We start from the raw sequence: 16,457 nt of genomic DNA on the forward strand, positions 1-16,457 counted from the left end.
TCAGGCGGCGGTGCCGATGAAGACGGTCGACTCGGGGCGGACGATGAACGTCTCCAGGAAACCGACGATGGACCGGTCGAGACCGAACTTCGCGACCTCGACGGCGTCGATCTGGATCGGGGTCTCGCCGAGCTCCTTGAACTCGACGGCTGCCTTCGCCCCGGCGGCGACCTGGGGGTCGGTGGCCTTCGTGCCGGGGAAGGCGGACTGCGGCGCCTTCTTCACGATCACCTTGCCGTCGACGTTCGCCTCGCCGGTGCCAGCGGTGACCTGCAGCGAGATGAACTCGGGCAGCAGATCCTTGGGCGTGTAGATGAGCTGCTTCCACAGCACCGGGTTGACGATCGCCCAGGCCGGGTCATCGTCCGCGTCGCTGATCGCTTCGATCGCCTGGATCAGCTGCACCACGCCGGGGTAATACGCGGAGTTGGCGGGCGTGCCGGCGGGCAGCGCCTCGGGGGCGACGCGCGCGGAGAGCGCTGCGCCGTCGCGGTTCATGGCCACGCGGATGAGGGTGTCGCGGGCGTCGACGTCGGTGACCTTCGCGTAGCTGTTCGCGACGCCCTCCCAGAACTGCTGCATGACATCCGCACCACCGGAGAGGTAGTTCCACTCCTGCGCGATGTCGGCGGCGTAGCCGTAGCTGTCGCGCGTGGAGCTGCGCTTGTCGCTCGTCGCGGAGCCGGTCGGCAGTTCCGTCTTCTCGCCCGTGGTGCGCTTCTTGACCAGGCCATCGGTGTCGTTGAGGCGGTAGCCCTCGCGACCGTTGATGTCGATCGGGCCATAGACATGCGTGGCGAGGTCGATGAACTTGCGGACGTACCGCTTGCCCTGCCACAGCTTGCCGACCCACGCCGCCGGCGTCGCCCCGTTCGCGAGGCCGCCGCCCGTGGTGATGTCGGCGAGCGCCATGAGGGCGTTCTCCGTATCCGCCGAGCGCGCGTTCTTCATGGCATGGAAGGCCGAGAAGAACGCGTTCATGTCGACGTCGGCGGGAGCCGGCGCGGGGGCTGCGGCGCCGCTGAACAGCGCGGGCGCCGCGGGGATCTGGCGCTCCGCGGGAGCGGCGGCTGCGGTCATGGTCTCCTCCTTGGAGTTGGTGAGGTTGGTGTCTGCCGAGGGCTCGGCGTCGGTGATCTTCTCGACGGTGGACTTGCTGGAGTACTCCTCGATGCGCCGCCAGCGGACGCCCTCGGAGTCGGTGAATTCCGACACCGTGCGCGAGCTGTTGTCGCGGTCGGGTGCGGAGTACTCGTCGCTGGCCGGCACATCGGTGGTGAACTCGACGTTCTGACCGGGAGCGAGGGAGAACAGGGCGGCGGACTCGAACGCACCCTCGGCGCAGACGGCCGCGCCGGTTAGGCGGGAGCGGACGGCGTTGATGCCGTTGCGCACGAGGGAGCCAAGCTCGGCGGACAGTTTGCGCTTGCCGGTGCCGTCACCGTAGGAGGCGAGGAACGCGTCGCCCTCGTCGGTGTTGGCGATCGCGAACCGGCCTACGACGCCGGCGTCGCTCACGGTGAACTTCACGCCGCGGCCGAGGGGGTTGAACCGGTCGTGTTCGTCGTTGAGTGTGACGATCGACGGGTCGCGGGGGAGCGCGACGGCGGATGCGCTGAACATGACCGGCTCGGTGCCGGAGAGGTTCGGGCGGGACAGCTCGCCGAAGGGGAGCAGCAGACCCTCGATCTCGCGGGTGCCGGCGACGCGGGAGAACAGGCCGGCCTCGCTCACGCGAACACCGCCTTGTTGGCCCACATCAGCGCTTCCTCGAGCGAGGTCAGCGCGAGCGACTTGTACCTGCCGTCGGGGAGCTGGTGGATCTGCTCGGCCGCGGCGGTGATCGCGCCGGCGTTCTGACGGACGATCGCGACCTGATCGGCGGTCGGAGCGTCGGCGGTGACAGCCGTGACGAAGCGGGAGGCCAGCTCCGCGGGCAGCGACGTCGACTCGACGTCGGGCGTCTCGACGACGTCGGGAGCGGTGGGTTCGGTGGTGGTGGCGCGTGCCATGTCAGTTCTCCTCGGTGGTGGGCGTGCTGGTGTCCCCGGCTTCGGGGTCGATGGACGTGGGAGCAGGCACGGAGAAGTGCGACAGGTCGGCGCGGACCTCCGCGTTGGGACCGACGACGTCGTCGCCGGAGAGGGCGGCGGCGATCGCGTACGCGTACTCGGCGGACCCGTACGTCCACATCTCCGACTGCCGGTCCTGCTCGTTCGAGTAGGAGAGGTCGCTGCCTTCCTTGCCGCCCTCGACGAACGACGCCGGCACGCCGCCGTGCATCGCGAGTTCGAGGCGCAGGGAGTTCTTCGCGTCCTCGAACAGGTCGAGCTGCCCGGACACGCCGCGCTCCCTGACCTCGATGTAGCTCGGCGTGACGGACACCGAGTGCTTCGCACGGGTCTCGACGTACTGGGTCGCGAGGTTTTCCTTCGCCTTTCGCTTCATCCCGTCGAACGTCGAGTCTGTGATGTGCAGCTCCGTCGCCGCGGGCGGCGCGTCGAGGCGGGTCTGTCGCGCCTTCTCGAGCTTGCGGGCCTGACGGATCGAGTCGATGCCGTCGGCCATGACACCATTCGCGCCGAGCGGGACGACGACAACGCGCATCCGGTACTCGACGGGGATCGACTCGTGCAGGGTCACACGCTGCGTGAGGAGGTCCATCGAGTACAGGTGGCGCGGTACGGTCACCCAGTCGTACACGTCGCCGTCCGTAGCGAGGCGACAAGCGAGGATGCCGATACCTTCCCAAAACAGCTCTTCGACGAGCTTCTTGAGAGCGATGTGGCGGGACATGCCGGGGTAGCTGCAGGAAGACACCCAGTACGGTTGTGCCGCGACCTTCGAGTCGTTCTCGAACTTCTCGAATCGCAGAGGCGACACGAGCGACTGATGCCCCTTAAGTGCTCGCTTCAACTCGGGGACTCGGGAGGCGGTTTCGCGGGTGACGAGTTCCTCGGGGAGATGTCCGAGAATGTCCCCGACGATCGCCTGTTGCAGACTGTCACCGGAACCTGGCGCGGCGAGCGCGGGCGCGCCACTGGCGGAAGTGGGGGACGGTTCCCCCAGAAGCCACGACCAGAAACCCGCCATGCCTTCCACGGTGGTGGGTGCCGCGGTGTCAACCGTTACCACCCCGGCGCGTGCTATACGCCGACCAGCTCCGGGACGCCGGTGGCCCGCCTCTCATCGTCGAGCGCGTAGAGCGCACGGGACGCGGCCTCGATCGGGGTGATGTCGTCGTCGGGCCGGGTCTTCTCGTCCGGCCTGCCGAATGCCCACGCACCTGTCTGCCCGAACGCCCTCCTCACGACGATCTCTGCGGCTGCGTCGAGCGGTTCCTGCCCGTGATATGTGACGATGTCACCGGCGTTCAGGTATCGCATGAACTGCACCGCCGAGCGCGGGATCTCCATACGGCCCAGGGGACGAGTTCGCAGCGGCGGGCGCCCGAGCATGAGCGGGGTGACTTCGACATTCTCGAGCGGACGACCCGGATCGAAGATCACCCGCCGGTTAAGCTTCCGCGCTTTGAGGAGCACCTTCTTGCCGAACCCGTCGACGCCCTCCTGATGGTGCAGTAGTGCGACGTGTCGGCGCCCCTTTTTCCCGTGCCAGGCTGCGGCGAGGGACGCCCACTTGCCGTCTGGGTGGATCGCGATCGCGAGAGCCACGACCGACGGTAGCGACTTCGGGAATGGCTTGTCAGTGCGCGTCTTCGTCCACAGCGGTTGTTTGATCAGCGCCGTCGCGGACCCCTCCTCGCCCGGCAGCGACAGGTACTCTCGCTGGAACGCTTTCGACGACATCGCGTGGAAGTTGTCGAGCACGTCCGACAGCGGCGTGGTGTAACCGATCCCGGGATGGTTCAGCTCGATCAGCTCACGCACGCGGGCGTGAGGGTGCTCGTCATCCGGCTCCCACGCCTCAAGCTCCGCGGGGTCCGTGTCTTCCGGGATGCCGTGGCGGAGCACGCCGGCGCCGTCCATGGTCAGCAGCTTCCACAGCAGGTTTCCTGCCTGGTAGTCGGGTGCCGTGCCCGACCCGATCATCTGTGGCTGGTATCGGCCATCCAGCGTCGGGGGGATCGAGGTCATCATGTCCTCTGTCATCTCCGGCGTCGCGTCCTGCGCCTCGTCGATCCATGCCATGTCGTACGCGCCCGAAGTGAACGCATCGTTTCCCGGCGCGTAGGCGTTGAAGTAAGACCCATTTGGCCATCGAATGTGCGGCGTCCCATTGCCCACGTTGGTCACGAACGGCCGAGACTTCGGGTCGGGATACACGCGATCGATGTGCGTGATGATGTCCTTCCGGAACCGCTCGGCGGTCTTCGTGCCGCCGTCCTTTTTCGCCAGCGTCCACCCCACGAGGTAGTCGTCCCGGAGCGTGCAACGCCCCAACGCGACGGCCTGAATCGCTGTGGTCTTCGTCGTCCGTCGCGGCTCCATGATGCCGTTGAACTTCCGGCCGGCGTTGAGCATGTCGGCGATCACAAGCTGAATCGGGGACGGCCCCGGATGGCCGTCTCCGCCTCGCCGGCGCACGTCCATGCGCAGCAGCCGCGCGCCCTCGAGGAACTCGGCCCGGGTCTGCTCGGTGGTGACGAGTTTGGTGACGTGCGTCGCATCCGGGATGCGCGAACGCCACTCGAGCCAGTTTGCCTCGCCGAGCAGGTCCGCGATCGTCGGTGCGGCGGACGTCGCGGGCGTGACGATGTCGGTTCGCTCGCCCCGTCGGCGGGCCTGGTCGTAATGCCGCCGGCAGAGCCCTCGCGCTCGCGCCGGCTCGCCGCAGCCGCAGACACGTTGCGCGCTGCTCGCCCGCGCCGTCACGCGGCACCGCGGGGCTGATCGGCAGGGAGAGGGGCGCGTGTTGAGCCGTAGGCGGGGAGCCGAACGGCTTGCTCTGAAAGAACCGGCCCGGCGCCGTGCATGTGGGGCGCATGGTTTGCTTCGCGGTGGTTCGAGTTGTCGTTTGGGTTGGGGCGAGGGCGGATCGTCGGGTGCCCGGCGTTGGTCTTCCGGCTGGGCTCCTGGGGGCCGTGTTGGGGTCGCTGTTCGGGTAGTGGTGTCATGCCCATGGTGGTGTGACGAGTCCTGTCGTTCGGGCGCGTCTGCGCTGGTTGGTGATGCGGGCGCCGATCTTGCCGCCGTGGCTGCGGTTGCCGTGTCGGCATTCGGGTGCGGCGTTGTCGATGCCGTTGCCGGCGTTGAGCTGTATGTGTCCGACGTCGTAGGGGGTGTCGGTGGGGATGATGTGGCCGTGGCGCCAGCATGTGACGTCTTCGCCTCGGGCCCATGCTTGGCGGACTTGGGCGCGGATGATGCGGCAGGTTCGGCGCCATTCGGGGTCGCGGTGCTTCGCGGTCATGCGTCTGTCCTGGTGCGTGCGAGTGACTTGGTGACACCGGCGTTGGAGATCCCGACGGCGTGGGCGATCTGTCGGATGCTGCGGCCGGCGGTGCGGAGTGCGCGGATGCGTGCGTCGCGGTCGTGGTTGGGTGTGGGGCCGTGGTGGGCGCGGATGATGGTGATGTCGGGGTTGCCGTGTCCGCGTGCGTGGGTGCGGGCTTCGAGTTGAGCGGTGGTGTGGTCGGAGCACCAGGCGCCGCTGTCGCAGGTTGAGCATCCCCAGACGGCGGAGCCCGTGTCGTGTGGTTGTTCTACCCAGACGGTCATGCGGCGCGCACCTGGTGGGTGTGGAGGCCGCGGTCGTGGATGCGCTTGAGGAGCACGGCGCGTGGGTCGCGTGCGTCGTCGAAGGCGTCGGTCGTGGCTGCGCTGATGGTGAGGTATCCGTCCCAGGGGTCGCCGGTCGTGTGGGTGTATGCGATCGCTAGTAGTTCGTCGATGGTGAACGGGAGTCGTCGGCTGCCGATGATCGTGGCGAGGGCTCGGCGCGCGTTGGGTTCGTTCTTGTGGTCCCCGCCTGCCCCCCTGTGGGGGGTTGGGGGGTTGTTCTTGTTCCTGTTCTTGTTCGTGGCAGGGGTCCCTGCCGGTCTCCCTGCCATGTCCCCTGCCAGTTCCCCTGCCACATCGGGCGAGTTATCCACAGGCGTCGATGTGGCAGGGTTCCCTGCCGTGTCGTCGGTGTTGTCCACCGGCTCACTCGGAGACTCTGTGGCAGGGATGCCTGCCAGTAGGTGCCAGGCGGTCGACCGGCCGCTGTGGGCGGTGCGTTCGATGAGTCCTGAGGATTCGAGCACGGTGAGAGCGTCACGGACGGTTCGTCTTCCCGAGCCGGCGGGCAGGCCGATGTCGTCGGCGATCGTCTGCGCGGACGGCCACGCGACGCGCGTGGAGACGTCGGCGTACGTCGCGAGCGCGATGAGGACGCGCGCGGCGCGGTCTTCACCGATCCTGATCCGTGGGTGCGGTGCGACCTGTGCGCCGAGAGCCCAGCGGATGAGCTCGAGCTGATTCTCGACGAGTGACACCTCAGCCCTCGAGGTCGATGAGCCGCTCGTCGACCGTGCGACGGCGGCGGATCGTGCGGGCTTCCTGGGCGCGTGCTTCGACGAGCGCGGTCAGTCGGTCGAGGACCGCGCATGCGTCCGCGAGCGGCAGATGCCCGGCGAGGGCGACGGTCAGGTCCGCGGCTTCATGGCTTCGGAGGGGGACCGGCAACGATCCCGGCAAGCTGAGGTCGACGGTCGAGGTGTGGGTGAACGTGGTGGACTCGACGAGGATCGTCCCGCCCGCGAACCGCGCGTTGATGACAGCGGTCATGCGCTCGGCTCGCCCTCGGTGCGCTCGACGAGCGAGAGGGCACGGTGTGTCGCGGCCGCGAGGGCACGCAGGTAGCGCAGGTCGACGTCGACCTCGACGGCATCGGGTGACGAGCCCCACGCGAACCGGACATCGACTCCGAGGTCGCTACCGTCCGCGGCGAACGCGTGCATGATCGAGACTCGGATGCCCTCGACCTCGTGGTCTTCGATGACGGTCGTGACCTCGTCGACGGGCCCGCCGTAGATGGTGGTCGGGTCGGTGGGGGACTGCATACTGTTCATGAGTGTTGTCCTTCGTTGGATGCTCGGCCGTCTGTCTGCTGCAACAGTCGGGCGGCTTCTTCGTTGAGTTGGCCGTGGAGTGCGCCGTCTGCGGCGCGCGTGAGTCGGAGAAGCCCGGTGAGGGCTCGCGCTGTCGGCCGGTCGAGCCAGACCCGTTCGGACGTTGCACCTCGGTAGACGAGGGCGGCGACCGGGGCGGACGTGTCGAGGTTCCGCGAGGCGGCGCGCGCCGTCGGATCGTTCATGCCTCTTCGCCGCCCGCGTCAAGCGAGTCCAGCCATGCGATGACATCAGCCCGGCGATAGAGCACGCGGCCACCAGCCCGGCGGAAGCGTGGACCCTTCCCCTCTCCGGCCCACCTGGCGAGTGTCGGCATCGAGATCCGCGTGTATGCGCTCACCTCCTGGCGCGTCGCGATCTCCGGAAGGTGCTCGCGAGGGGTACTCGGCGGAGCTGCGGGGGATGGTCTGGGCATCGTATCTCCAATGAATGACAATGTGGGTATGCATGAAGTGCCTACCATCAGGATGATTCAGCAGATACGAGTTGTTGTCAAGATGTGGATGCAGATATGGTCAGTGCATGACAAACCCTCTTCCGCTCAAGGACTGGGAGCGCGAATACGCTCTCCGCATTCGCGGCTCGGTGAACGAACTCAGGAGGCGTCGGGGATGGTCGATCGCCCGCCTCGGCGACGAGTTGCGAAAGCTTGGATGGTCGCTGAGCTTGGACACGCTCAACGGCATGCTCAGCTCGACTAAGCGCAGTTCGTTCACGGTCGGGGAGGTCATGACTCTCGCTGCTGCGCTGAACGTCGCGCCCACCTATCTGATGCTTGGCCTGCCCTCGACGGAAGACTTGCCTGCGAGTGAGGTGATTCCGAGCCCCGACGTGGCGACCGTCTGGGGATGGGTCTCGGGACGCGGATTCAGGGGGGCACTTGAGCCCGCCTACTTCGGCCCGCTCGACAAATACGCCGAAGCACTGACATACGCGAGGTGGCATAACGCGCTCTGGATCGAGTCCGACGGCGCGTTCGGCCAGACCGCGCTGCAGCAAGATCTCGTCGAGATCGCCAATTCGCGTGCTCGGTGGTCCGACTACGTTGCTGCGGGGTACGACGTTCCCGATGTGCCGGAGCTGCCAGCGGTGCTCGTTGACGCGATCGCCGCTTTAGAGAACGTCGCCCCGGGGCGATCAGTGGAGCATGTGACACTCGGGCCCTTTGCAGGCCTTAGCGACGAGCATTGGCTGCAGGCGGCTCGTGACTACATCGAGGCGTACCGCCGGAGCGAGTTCGAACGCTCGCGCCTGCTTGAGCTTGGTGGAAACGATGCCCCGGCCGCGAACTCCGCTGAGTAGCTACGGTCGGATCTCGACGGTCGAGGTCGAGCCCGGGAAGTGGCGTGCGCGCGCACGCTACCGGTTCGAGTCGGGCCGGCTGAAGCAGGTCGAGCGGTTCGCGCCGTCGCGGCCGAAGGCCGAAGCGGCGCTGCGGCGCGCTCTCACGGAGATCCAGGAGTCGACGACGGTGGAGGTGAAGCGGGAGACGCGCGTGCGGGATCTCGGTGAGCGGTTCCTCGTCGAGAAGGCGGGGCGTGCGCCGCGGACGGTCGAGGATTACACGTACATCGTCCGCCAGGTCATCATTCCGAGGATTGGCGACCTCGCGGTGTCTGAGGCGACGGCGGACCGCCTGCAGCGCGTCCTGGACGACGTCGCGGTCGACCGTGGTCCCGGGCAGGCGAAGAAGACGCGTGCGGTGCTGTCGGGCATGATGGGCGTCGCCGCCCGTTCTGATGCCGTGAAGTCGAACCCGGTGCGGGAGCTCGCGCGCGTGGAGGCGAAGGCGAAAGGGTCGACGGCAATCCCGGTCGACGAGCTGCCGACGCTGCTCGCGAAGGTCCGCGCCGACGAGCGGCTGCAGCAGATGGACATGGTCGACCTGATCGAGTTCCTCGCCGGCACCGGCGTGCGGATCTCGGAGGCACTCGGGCTCGACTGGGCCGACGTGGAGATCGTCGCGCCGGCCGGCATCCCGACGCTCGGCGCGATAGTGACCGTGCGGAAGTCGAAGACAACGGCGGGGGAGCGGCGCATCACCGTGCCCGCGGCCGTCGCCGCCGCTCTGGTGCGCCGGGAGCGTCGAGACGGCCCGGTGTTCCCGACCCCCTTCCTCAAGCGCAGAGATCGTCGCAACACGGCGAACGAGTGGCAGGCGGCGCGGGAGCGACTCGAGCTGGGCGAGTACACCTTCCACTCGTTCCGGAAGACCGTGGCGACCGCTCTCGATCAGGCCGGCCTCTCCGCCCGCGCGATCGCCGAGTATCTCGGCCACGCGAACCCGTCGTTGACGATGAACGTCTACATGAGCAAGACGGTGGGCGGCACGGCCGCGGCGAGCGCTCTAGACTCTGTGATGGCTCCGCGAGCGATCGGGGAGCCGAAATGAATGTGCGGGGTTTATGCGGGGTGACGTACCCTCGTATTCCGTAGACACCCCGATTTGGCCCGGGTTTCCGGGCCTCGCCGGCTTGGCGCAATTGGTAGCGCACCGTACTTGTAATACGGGGGTTGCAGGTTCAAGTCCTGTAGCCGGCACCGTTCTCTGACACCCTGACCAGCTGACTCTTCCGCCCACCTCGCGGGTGGGTGTGGTTGGCGGGTTCGGCGGCTTCGGCATCCTCCTGATCGCCATTCTCGCCGGTTTCAATCCTTCATACGGTCCCCTTTACACCGTTTGGTTCGAATGGATCGCCCCCGTGCTCATTCTGTTCGGCGCTGTTACCTTGGGGAGAGAATCGGGCGCTCACGACAATGATGGGGATCCAGATGCGTGATCGGCGTTACCCCCCGATCCGGCGCCATCCCGTTTTCGACCTCTGACCGAGTGCCAGCATCTGCTTTCCAGGAACGCCTGTCACGAACTTCGGTTCGGGGCAGAATGTCGGTTGATCAGAAGACCGCCGCGATAATTCGGGGGTTGTAGGCTCACATCCTGCGGCCTGCACTTTTGTAAGCCCTGACCGGCTGACTCCTTCGCCCAACCGTGCTCGAGATGTAGGGTCTGGGGTATGGATGCCGCCTCGTTCATCATGGGCGCCTCCGTGGCGTCAATCGTCTGGATCTCGATCGGGGTCTTCATGACTCGGCGCGGCGGCGACTCCGGGGATGTCTGAGCGTCAACGGCCGATCTGGAAGTCCGGTCGGTGTCGGCGGATCACGCTCACGATGCTGGCGCCGAGTTGGTGGGGAGTACCAGAATGACCAACGCGGACCGTGGGTACTCGGTTCATCCCAACCCGGTGTGGCGGGAGCGTGCGAACTTCATCATCAACGCGCGGTTGCCCGAGGAGGGGCGATTCGAGCAGTTGTGGTGTCGGCGGCTCACCGAGTCGACGTTCGAGGTCTGCTGTATACCGTTCTTCCTCTACGACGTGGCGCTGGGGGACATCGTCGAGACAGAGTCCACCTCTGAGGGTCGCTTCGTGTTTCGCGGCGTGAGACAACGGTCGGGTCGCTTCGTTTTTCGTGTGCACTTCTTCGACTCGTCGCGGGACAGCCGTCGCGCGGTCGAGCAGTGGACGATCGGCGCGGGAGGGTTGATCGAATGGGCGACGCCGACATTGCTGGCGATCGACGCTGACAGCCCGGCTCGCGCTTCCCGGATTGGCGAGTGGCTGCAGGCCGAGAGTCGCGTGGGCCAGATGATCTACGAGACGGGGTGGCTGTGACCGCCAGGCTGCAGCGGAATTTGCCGCAGCATGATTTCATCGACCATCGATTCTGTTTCGAATGGATGGAAAAAATACAGTGGTGAGTGAAAGGCCGAGAGCCAGATTGCGCACTTCAGCGGCATCGCTGCAGCATTATTGGTGCTTCTCGGCGTGTTATGGGTGATGAATCCGACATATCGTGTGGCGGCAATTTCCAGAGCAGATGTCGTTGGCGACTGGGTCCTCGCATATCCCAGGAGGCAGAGTATTACGCTCACCTTCGGACCCGGCGGCCGATTTCATTCTGCAGATTGGCCCATCGAGCTCGGGTGTTACACCGCCGCGTCGGGTGTTCATATAGCCGACTTGGACTGGTCAGATCGCGCTCATTGGGAAGGTACATGGGGCGGGTATCCGAAGAGAGATGACGCGCTTGGGTTCGAGATAGACGTCTTCGCCGATAATCGATCCGGATGTCCTGTGTCGCCGGTGTTCTTTCTCGAAAGAGACGTTCTCGCTGGCCAGATGCACCTCGTCTACTATCCGTGGAGCTTGCAAGATGAGGACCAGAGGGTTCACTTCACGCGCTCAGATTGATGGCGCCGAGCGGCGGAGGCGTGTTGATGGCGCTGAGCGGCGGAGGCGTGGGTCTGTGTGGCAATATGTCGATAGGTAAGGAGCCTCATGTTCGATGAGTTCCGACGCGTGTTCGGCGCACGACGCGACGTGGTGTCGAGTGCAGGCCTGCCCTGGCGCGATGACGCACTGCTTACGGTGCCCGGATACTCGTCCTTCATGGACGAGTTCGCAGGGGCCTCGTTTCGTGGGGGTCTTTACCGTCTGCATGACGATGAGTCGGGCCCGGCCGCAGCACAGTGGATCTCAGAGATGTTCCCGACGACGGACATCCGCCCCTTCGCCTTCGATTGGCTCGGGCGTCAGTTCGGCTTCGACGCCGCGGCTGCGGAAGATGCACGTTTCCGATCGGTGCTTCTCGTCGAACCCGGGACGGGAGAGATCCTGACGATCCCCGCGACGTTCGACGATTTCCATGACTCAACGCTGCACGAATACGAAGACGCTGCGCTTGCGTCAGGCTTCTTCTTGGAGTGGGTGAATGAGTGCGGGCCTACGCTGCCGATCAGCCATGACTACTGCGTTGGGTACCGAGTCCCGTTGTTCCTCGGGGGGCGGATGCTGTGACAAACCTGGAGCTCACAGACATGGCGGTCTACTGGGGAGTCACGGGTCAGCTGTGGCTGGCGACGAGAGCGATGCAACCGGGGACTGGACTGGGGAGCGTGAGCATCGGTCGTGGCGACAGCTGAAGGGCAGAAGCAGCAGCTCGATGCTCGCGCCGTCATCCGAGAAGGAGCGGAGGATCTGTCTGCCCTGCAACGCCGTGAGGGCGCGGATCGCTATCCGGCATCGCCGAGAGACGGCTCTCGGGACGTGCGGCGTGGAGGCCCACAGTGAATCGAACACCCAGGCAGTACACGGCGCACCACGAGCCCATCTGGCGAGAGCGTGCCAACTTCATCGTCGTCGCGCCGTTGCCGGAGCAGGACCGATATGAGCAGCTGTGGTGCCGGCAGCTGACCGAATCGACATTCGAGGTCTGCTGCATACCGTTCTTCCTCTACGACGTCGCGCTCGGAGACGTCGTCGAAACCGAGACGACGTCGGAAGGAGCTTTCAGCGTCCGTCGCGTGACGGAGCATTCAGGGCGTTACGTCTTCCGCGTGCTCTTCTCTGACCTCTCAGCCGAGACGCAGGCCGAGGTCCAGGACCGTGTGATGGGTCTTGGAGGAGCGGTGGAGCGGGGGAACCCCAAGCTGATCGCGATCGACGCGGAGAATCAGAGGGTCGCTTCCCGAGTCGCCGACTATCTGCAAACCCAGGAGGCTGACGGCAGGCTCTTCTACGAGACGGGCAGAGTGTGACCGCGCCAGGAGGCCAGGAGGTAGTGCTGGAAGAGCTCGGCCGCCTTGGGTATCATTTCGACTCGCTGGCAAACCTGCGTCGGTCTGGGCTCCGGTACGTCAGCGCGATCCCCGTGCTTGTACAGGCGCTCGAAGGATCAGATGATGATCGTGTCGCGATGGAGATCGTCCGTGCGCTGAGCGTTCCGTGGGCGCGACCGACGGCGACGAGCGCACTCATTCGGTTTTTCCGTCGAGCTGACGTGCCGTCAAATATGGGTGTTCGTTGGGCCGCAGGTAACGCGCTGGAGACCTCCTGGGATGACGCAGCTTTCGATGAGTTGGTCGATCTGGCGACGAATGTGCGGTACGGGCGGGGACGAGAGATGGTTGTGCTCGGGTTCGCCAAGTCGAAGCGTCCGGAGGCGGATCAGGTCTTGTTGGGGTTGTTGGCGGATCGTGACGTCAATGGGCACGCCGTGTCGGCGCTCCGGAAGCGAAAGGTGCGGTTGCCCGCTTCGGTGCTCGGCGGACTTCTCCAGGATGACCGCACGTGGGTACGCAAAGAGGCGCAGAAGGTTCTCGAATAGGGTCGCGTCCGCCGGACCCTCGCTCATTGCACGAAGACGACTGGTTCACCCGCACCGCTGCGGACTTTCGGTCGGCGAATGGGTGGCGAACGGCACTGCCTGGAAGCGTATGCGACTGGCTTAAGGCCACTATTCGCGGCAAGTCAGCCCGTCAGAAGCCCGCTCCCGTGACCCGGGGTTGCAGATTCAAGTCCTGTAGTCAGCACCGTTCTGACACCCTGACCAGCTGACTTCCGCGGCACGACGGGGAAGGAGGGTGGTCGGTCCCAGAGCGAGCGCCTCGGTAGATGGTGGACACGTCGCTGCGGGTGGCGAAGGGGCCCACCCTACTCGACATCGTCGAACCATATCCCTCTCCGTGGCACTCGGTATCGATCACCGCTTTCGTCGTGCATGCGGATCTCTCCTGCATCCCAGGGTGCGTCGACCGGACGGATGCAATATCCGTCGAGAGCGGCGGATGCGGTGACTAACGCAGCAAGATGATGTGTGCTGCGGCGGCCAGCCATGCTGGGACTTCGCGGATGACAGTGCTCACGATGAAGACAGCGAGCAGTGGCAGCCCGACGAGGACAATCATCGAGAGACTCATGACGATCGCGGGAGTTGCTGAATGTGTCTGGGGTCGGCCGCTCATCTGCTCACGCTAGCCTGCTGTGTTCAACGGTCACAATGGTTGCTGTTCTCACGGATGGAGCTGTGGACACCTCCCAGTTCGGCACCTCCACCCACTCGTGTGACGGTGGCACCGTCGCACGAGTGCAGTTCATTGAGGACCCTGCGCGGTAGCAGGTCGTGGCCGTGATAGACGGGGGTCAGACGCGCGACGAGACGTCGAGAAGGGCTCAGCGTGGCCGGTCGCGCTCTTCGGCCTCGCCGCTGTCGGCCGCAACGACTCGTACGTGTGCGGCGGCTTCGGCCGTCAGCTCGCGCCGGTCGTCTCCGATCGTGACGACGAGGGCGCCGGCGGCGGGCGAGTGGTGGATGACGGTCAGGGTCGTACCAAGGACGATGCGTTTGTCGGTGAGGTAGCGCAGCACGTCGGCATGGCGGTCGGAGATGCGGATCACCGTGACGCGTTCTCCCGTCGCGACCTGCGTGAGAAGCCGCGAGTCCACGGTGGCGACGGATCCGTCGCGGGCCGGTATCGGGTCGCCGTGCGGATCGAACCTCGGGTGGCCGAGCACCTCGTCCATGCGATCCAGGACGAGGTCGGACACCGCGTGCTCGAGGCGGTTGGCCTCGTCGTGCACCTGGTCCCAGGTGAGCCCGAGCCGTTCGGTCAGGTAGGTCTCGATGATGCGGTGCCGACGTACGATCTCGACGGCGACCGTGCGACCCGCGTCGCTGAGGGCGATCGAGCCGTAGGGCTCGTAGGCGATGAGGCCGTCGCGGGCGAGCTTCTTCAGGTTCGCCGACACGGTCGACGCGGTGACGCCCAGGGCGGCGGCCATCTCCGTCGTGGATGCGGACGTTCCCGGCCACTCGTGGGCCTTCCAGATGAGGGTCAGATAGTCCTCGGCCATGCGGCTCACGACGGGTTTCGACATTCCCGTCATCCTAGGCAGTCGCGCGTTGCGGGGGGAGGGATGCCGCATCCGACGTGCGCGCCGACGGTCGACGGAACGGAGCCGAGAGCGTGACCAGGAGGTGTCGGCGGTGCACGAACAGCACCACGATCGCGGCGGACGCCTGGATCGCGCTCAGCACGTAGCGGCCGCCGGTGTCGGTCACGAAGAACTGCACCGCGAACAGCGCCGCCAAAGACAGGGCCGACCAGAGGTGGAAGCGCAGCGCGAGGATGATCGCGACGCCGAGGAGGGTCTGGGTCGCCGTCAGGACGAACTCTTCGACCTGGCGGGCATCGAGGGCGAGGGCGAGGTCTCCGCCGCCGAAGAAGTGGGCGATGGGGAGCGATCCGACCAGCAGGCTCCATTGGTTCACCTTCGACGCGATCAACGTGCCGATCGCGGCTGCCCCCATGCCGCGAAGAGCGAACATCACGGCGATGATGAACTCCGGCGCTTCCGAAGCGAGGGGAGCAAGCCACTGGACGAGGAAGTAGCTGTCGATTCCGAGCGTGCTGCCCGACGCGACGAGCGCCTCGGCGAACGGCTCGGCGCAGGCGAGGATGATCGCCGCCGACACGACGAACAATCCGACGACGCTGGCGCGCCGAGCTCGCCTCGGCAGATCGACGATGAGCGCGGCCGCGCCGACGAACTCCTCCTCGCCGTCGGACGGGACCTGCCCGGCGCGCCAGAGGTACGCGATGAACACGGCGATCAGGACGACGCCGAACCAGATCGGGATGGCGCCCAGGAGCGGAATCGCGAAAGCCGTGAGGGCGAGGAGTGCGAGGAAGCCGATGTCGAGGCGACTCTCCGACGGCAACGCGAGGAATCGCGGCGCCCGGGAGCCGGTCCTGCGCGCGGCCCGGCTCGCGACGACGATCCCGACGATGACCACGAGCGGCCACCCGAAGCCGAGCAGCAGCCGGTTCGATCCGGTCATGTTCGCGGCGGCGAACGGAAGGTAGGCGGCATCCGACCCGGAGCGGAACGCGTAGTAGAGGTCCACCGCGTATTCGGGCAGCACCGCGATGAGGGCGAGGATGGCGATGGCGAGCGCTCCGGAGATGTCCTTCTGCGCCGCTTCGGCGGCCCACGCGAGAAGGAATGCGGCGGCGACCACGGCAGAGCCGAAGATGAGCATGTCGAGCACGGGCACGGTGTGGATGCCGGTCATGCGCAAGCCGATGGCCGGGGCGGCGATCGCGAGGCATACCGTGATCCGCAGGATGAGGGCAGGGGGCATCATCGTCTTTCCGTCGGGGCGACCGAGGAAGGACCACGGCCGCGACAAAGGGCCGAAGGTCTCGTTCGCCTCGAGAGTCGAGGTGCTGCGCCGGACGGATCATCGTGATCGTCAGCATGTCGACGCAGACGCGCCCGCAGAGCCGGGCGGAACTACTCCCCTTCGCCCCTGAGCCTTCCCGTCGCGCCGCGGGTGTGTCCACGGGCACCTGAGAGTTGGACGCGTCACACACGTTCGCACGGGGTGCGGGTGTGACGCCCGCGCGGCGTCGGCGGGTGGTCGGCGGTGGGCCGCAGTCGATAGTGTGGGGGCGTCGACACCGCGCATCGCGGTGCGACGGCCCGGCCCAGAGGTGGCTCCCGTCGTGCGGGGGTTTCAGGTTCGAATCCTGTCGCCG

The 16,457-nt window shown here is 66.3% G+C and carries 18 protein-coding genes and 1 tRNA gene; 7 read left to right on the plus strand and 12 right to left on the minus strand.

Annotation, left to right across the window (positions count from 1 at the left end; translation table 11 throughout):
* The 10 genes from MHO01S_RS10465 to MHO01S_RS16345 all read right to left on the minus strand — a co-directional run bounded on the left by MHO01S_RS10465 (position 1) and on the right by MHO01S_RS16345 (position 7,538).
* Positions 1–1,734 carry a hypothetical protein gene (locus tag MHO01S_RS10465; RefSeq protein WP_060959891.1) on the minus strand — a complete coding sequence of 578 codons (1,734 nt, stop codon included), beginning with the start codon at positions 1,732–1,734 and terminating at the stop codon, positions 1–3.
* A complete protein-coding gene (locus MHO01S_RS10470) occupies positions 1,731–2,012 on the minus strand; it encodes an Acb2/Tad1 domain-containing protein (protein WP_060959890.1) in 282 nt (93 codons plus the stop codon). Before MHO01S_RS10470 ends, MHO01S_RS10465 begins: the two co-directional genes overlap by 4 nt.
* A 1-nt stretch (position 2,013) precedes the next feature.
* The gene (locus MHO01S_RS10475) at positions 2,014–2,883 is read right to left on the minus strand and encodes a hypothetical protein (protein ID WP_060959889.1); all 870 of its coding nucleotides are present in this window, start codon (positions 2,881–2,883) and stop codon (positions 2,014–2,016) included.
* Positions 2,884–3,146: 263 nt separating this feature from the next.
* Positions 3,147–4,835 (minus strand): hypothetical protein, encoded by a 1,689-nt coding sequence (locus MHO01S_RS10480; protein WP_060959888.1) that lies wholly within the window; start codon positions 4,833–4,835, stop codon positions 3,147–3,149.
* A gap of 238 nt (positions 4,836–5,073) precedes the next feature.
* Positions 5,074–5,373: a hypothetical protein gene (locus MHO01S_RS10485; protein ID WP_060959887.1), complete on the minus strand. Its 300-nt coding sequence runs from the start codon at positions 5,371–5,373 to the stop codon at positions 5,074–5,076.
* Positions 5,370–5,681 carry a hypothetical protein gene (locus tag MHO01S_RS16485; protein WP_157553778.1) on the minus strand — a complete coding sequence of 104 codons (312 nt, stop codon included), beginning with the start codon at positions 5,679–5,681 and terminating at the stop codon, positions 5,370–5,372. The genes MHO01S_RS10485 and MHO01S_RS16485 overlap by 4 nt, the downstream gene beginning before the upstream one ends.
* Positions 5,678–6,439, minus strand: a complete 762-nt coding sequence (locus tag MHO01S_RS10490; protein ID WP_060959886.1) for a helix-turn-helix domain-containing protein — start codon at positions 6,437–6,439, stop codon at positions 5,678–5,680. Before MHO01S_RS10490 ends, MHO01S_RS16485 begins: the two co-directional genes overlap by 4 nt.
* A gap of 1 nt (position 6,440) precedes the next feature.
* A complete protein-coding gene (locus tag MHO01S_RS10495; protein ID WP_060959885.1) occupies positions 6,441–6,731 on the minus strand; it encodes a hypothetical protein in 291 nt (96 codons plus the stop codon).
* Positions 6,728–7,015 (minus strand): hypothetical protein, encoded by a 288-nt coding sequence (locus tag MHO01S_RS10500; protein ID WP_157553779.1) that lies wholly within the window; start codon positions 7,013–7,015, stop codon positions 6,728–6,730. The genes MHO01S_RS10495 and MHO01S_RS10500 overlap by 4 nt, the downstream gene beginning before the upstream one ends.
* A gap of 241 nt (positions 7,016–7,256) precedes the next feature.
* Complete coding sequence (locus tag MHO01S_RS16345) at positions 7,257–7,538, minus strand: helix-turn-helix transcriptional regulator (protein WP_307131685.1); 282 nt, start codon at positions 7,536–7,538, stop codon at positions 7,257–7,259.
* Between the two features lie 59 nt (positions 7,539–7,597).
* On the opposite strand from MHO01S_RS16345, the gene MHO01S_RS10505 reads away from it, so the two are divergent.
* The 7 genes from MHO01S_RS10505 (at position 7,598) to MHO01S_RS16490 (ending at position 13,243) form a co-directional block, all read left to right on the plus strand.
* A complete protein-coding gene (locus MHO01S_RS10505; protein ID WP_060959883.1) occupies positions 7,598–8,377 on the plus strand; it encodes a helix-turn-helix domain-containing protein in 780 nt (259 codons plus the stop codon).
* Positions 8,349–9,467 (plus strand): tyrosine-type recombinase/integrase, encoded by a 1,119-nt coding sequence (locus MHO01S_RS10510; RefSeq protein WP_060959882.1) that lies wholly within the window; start codon positions 8,349–8,351, stop codon positions 9,465–9,467. The genes MHO01S_RS10505 and MHO01S_RS10510 overlap by 29 nt, the downstream gene beginning before the upstream one ends.
* Before the next feature lie 76 nt (positions 9,468–9,543).
* Positions 9,544–9,616, plus strand: a tRNA-Thr gene (locus MHO01S_RS10515).
* Positions 9,617–10,278: 662 nt separating this feature from the next.
* Positions 10,279–10,749 carry a DUF4265 domain-containing protein gene (locus MHO01S_RS10520; RefSeq protein WP_060959881.1) on the plus strand — a complete coding sequence of 157 codons (471 nt, stop codon included), beginning with the start codon at positions 10,279–10,281 and terminating at the stop codon, positions 10,747–10,749.
* Between the two features lie 666 nt (positions 10,750–11,415).
* On the plus strand, positions 11,416–11,934 hold the full coding sequence (locus MHO01S_RS10525) for a hypothetical protein (protein WP_060959880.1): 519 nt from the start codon (positions 11,416–11,418) through the stop codon (positions 11,932–11,934).
* A 269-nt stretch (positions 11,935–12,203) separates the two neighbouring features.
* The gene (locus MHO01S_RS10530) at positions 12,204–12,674 is read left to right on the plus strand and encodes a DUF4265 domain-containing protein (RefSeq protein WP_060959879.1); all 471 of its coding nucleotides are present in this window, start codon (positions 12,204–12,206) and stop codon (positions 12,672–12,674) included.
* Positions 12,675–12,697: 23 nt separating this feature from the next.
* Positions 12,698–13,243, plus strand: coding sequence for a HEAT repeat domain-containing protein (locus MHO01S_RS16490; RefSeq protein WP_157553780.1), 546 nt, complete (start codon positions 12,698–12,700; stop codon positions 13,241–13,243).
* Positions 13,244–14,088: 845 nt separating this feature from the next.
* Here the strand turns inward: MHO01S_RS16490 and MHO01S_RS10540 are convergent.
* On the minus strand, positions 14,089–14,793 hold the full coding sequence (locus MHO01S_RS10540; RefSeq protein ID WP_197425771.1) for a metal-dependent transcriptional regulator: 705 nt from the start codon (positions 14,791–14,793) through the stop codon (positions 14,089–14,091).
* Positions 14,794–14,803: 10 nt separating this feature from the next.
* Positions 14,804–16,063 (minus strand): calcium:cation antiporter family protein, encoded by a 1,260-nt coding sequence (locus tag MHO01S_RS10545; RefSeq protein WP_231735109.1) that lies wholly within the window; start codon positions 16,061–16,063, stop codon positions 14,804–14,806.
* Positions 16,064–16,457 lie beyond the last annotated feature (394 nt).

This window comes from Microbacterium hominis NBRC 15708, from assembly GCF_001592125.1.
Lineage (GTDB): Bacteria > Actinomycetota > Actinomycetes > Actinomycetales > Microbacteriaceae > Microbacterium > Microbacterium hominis.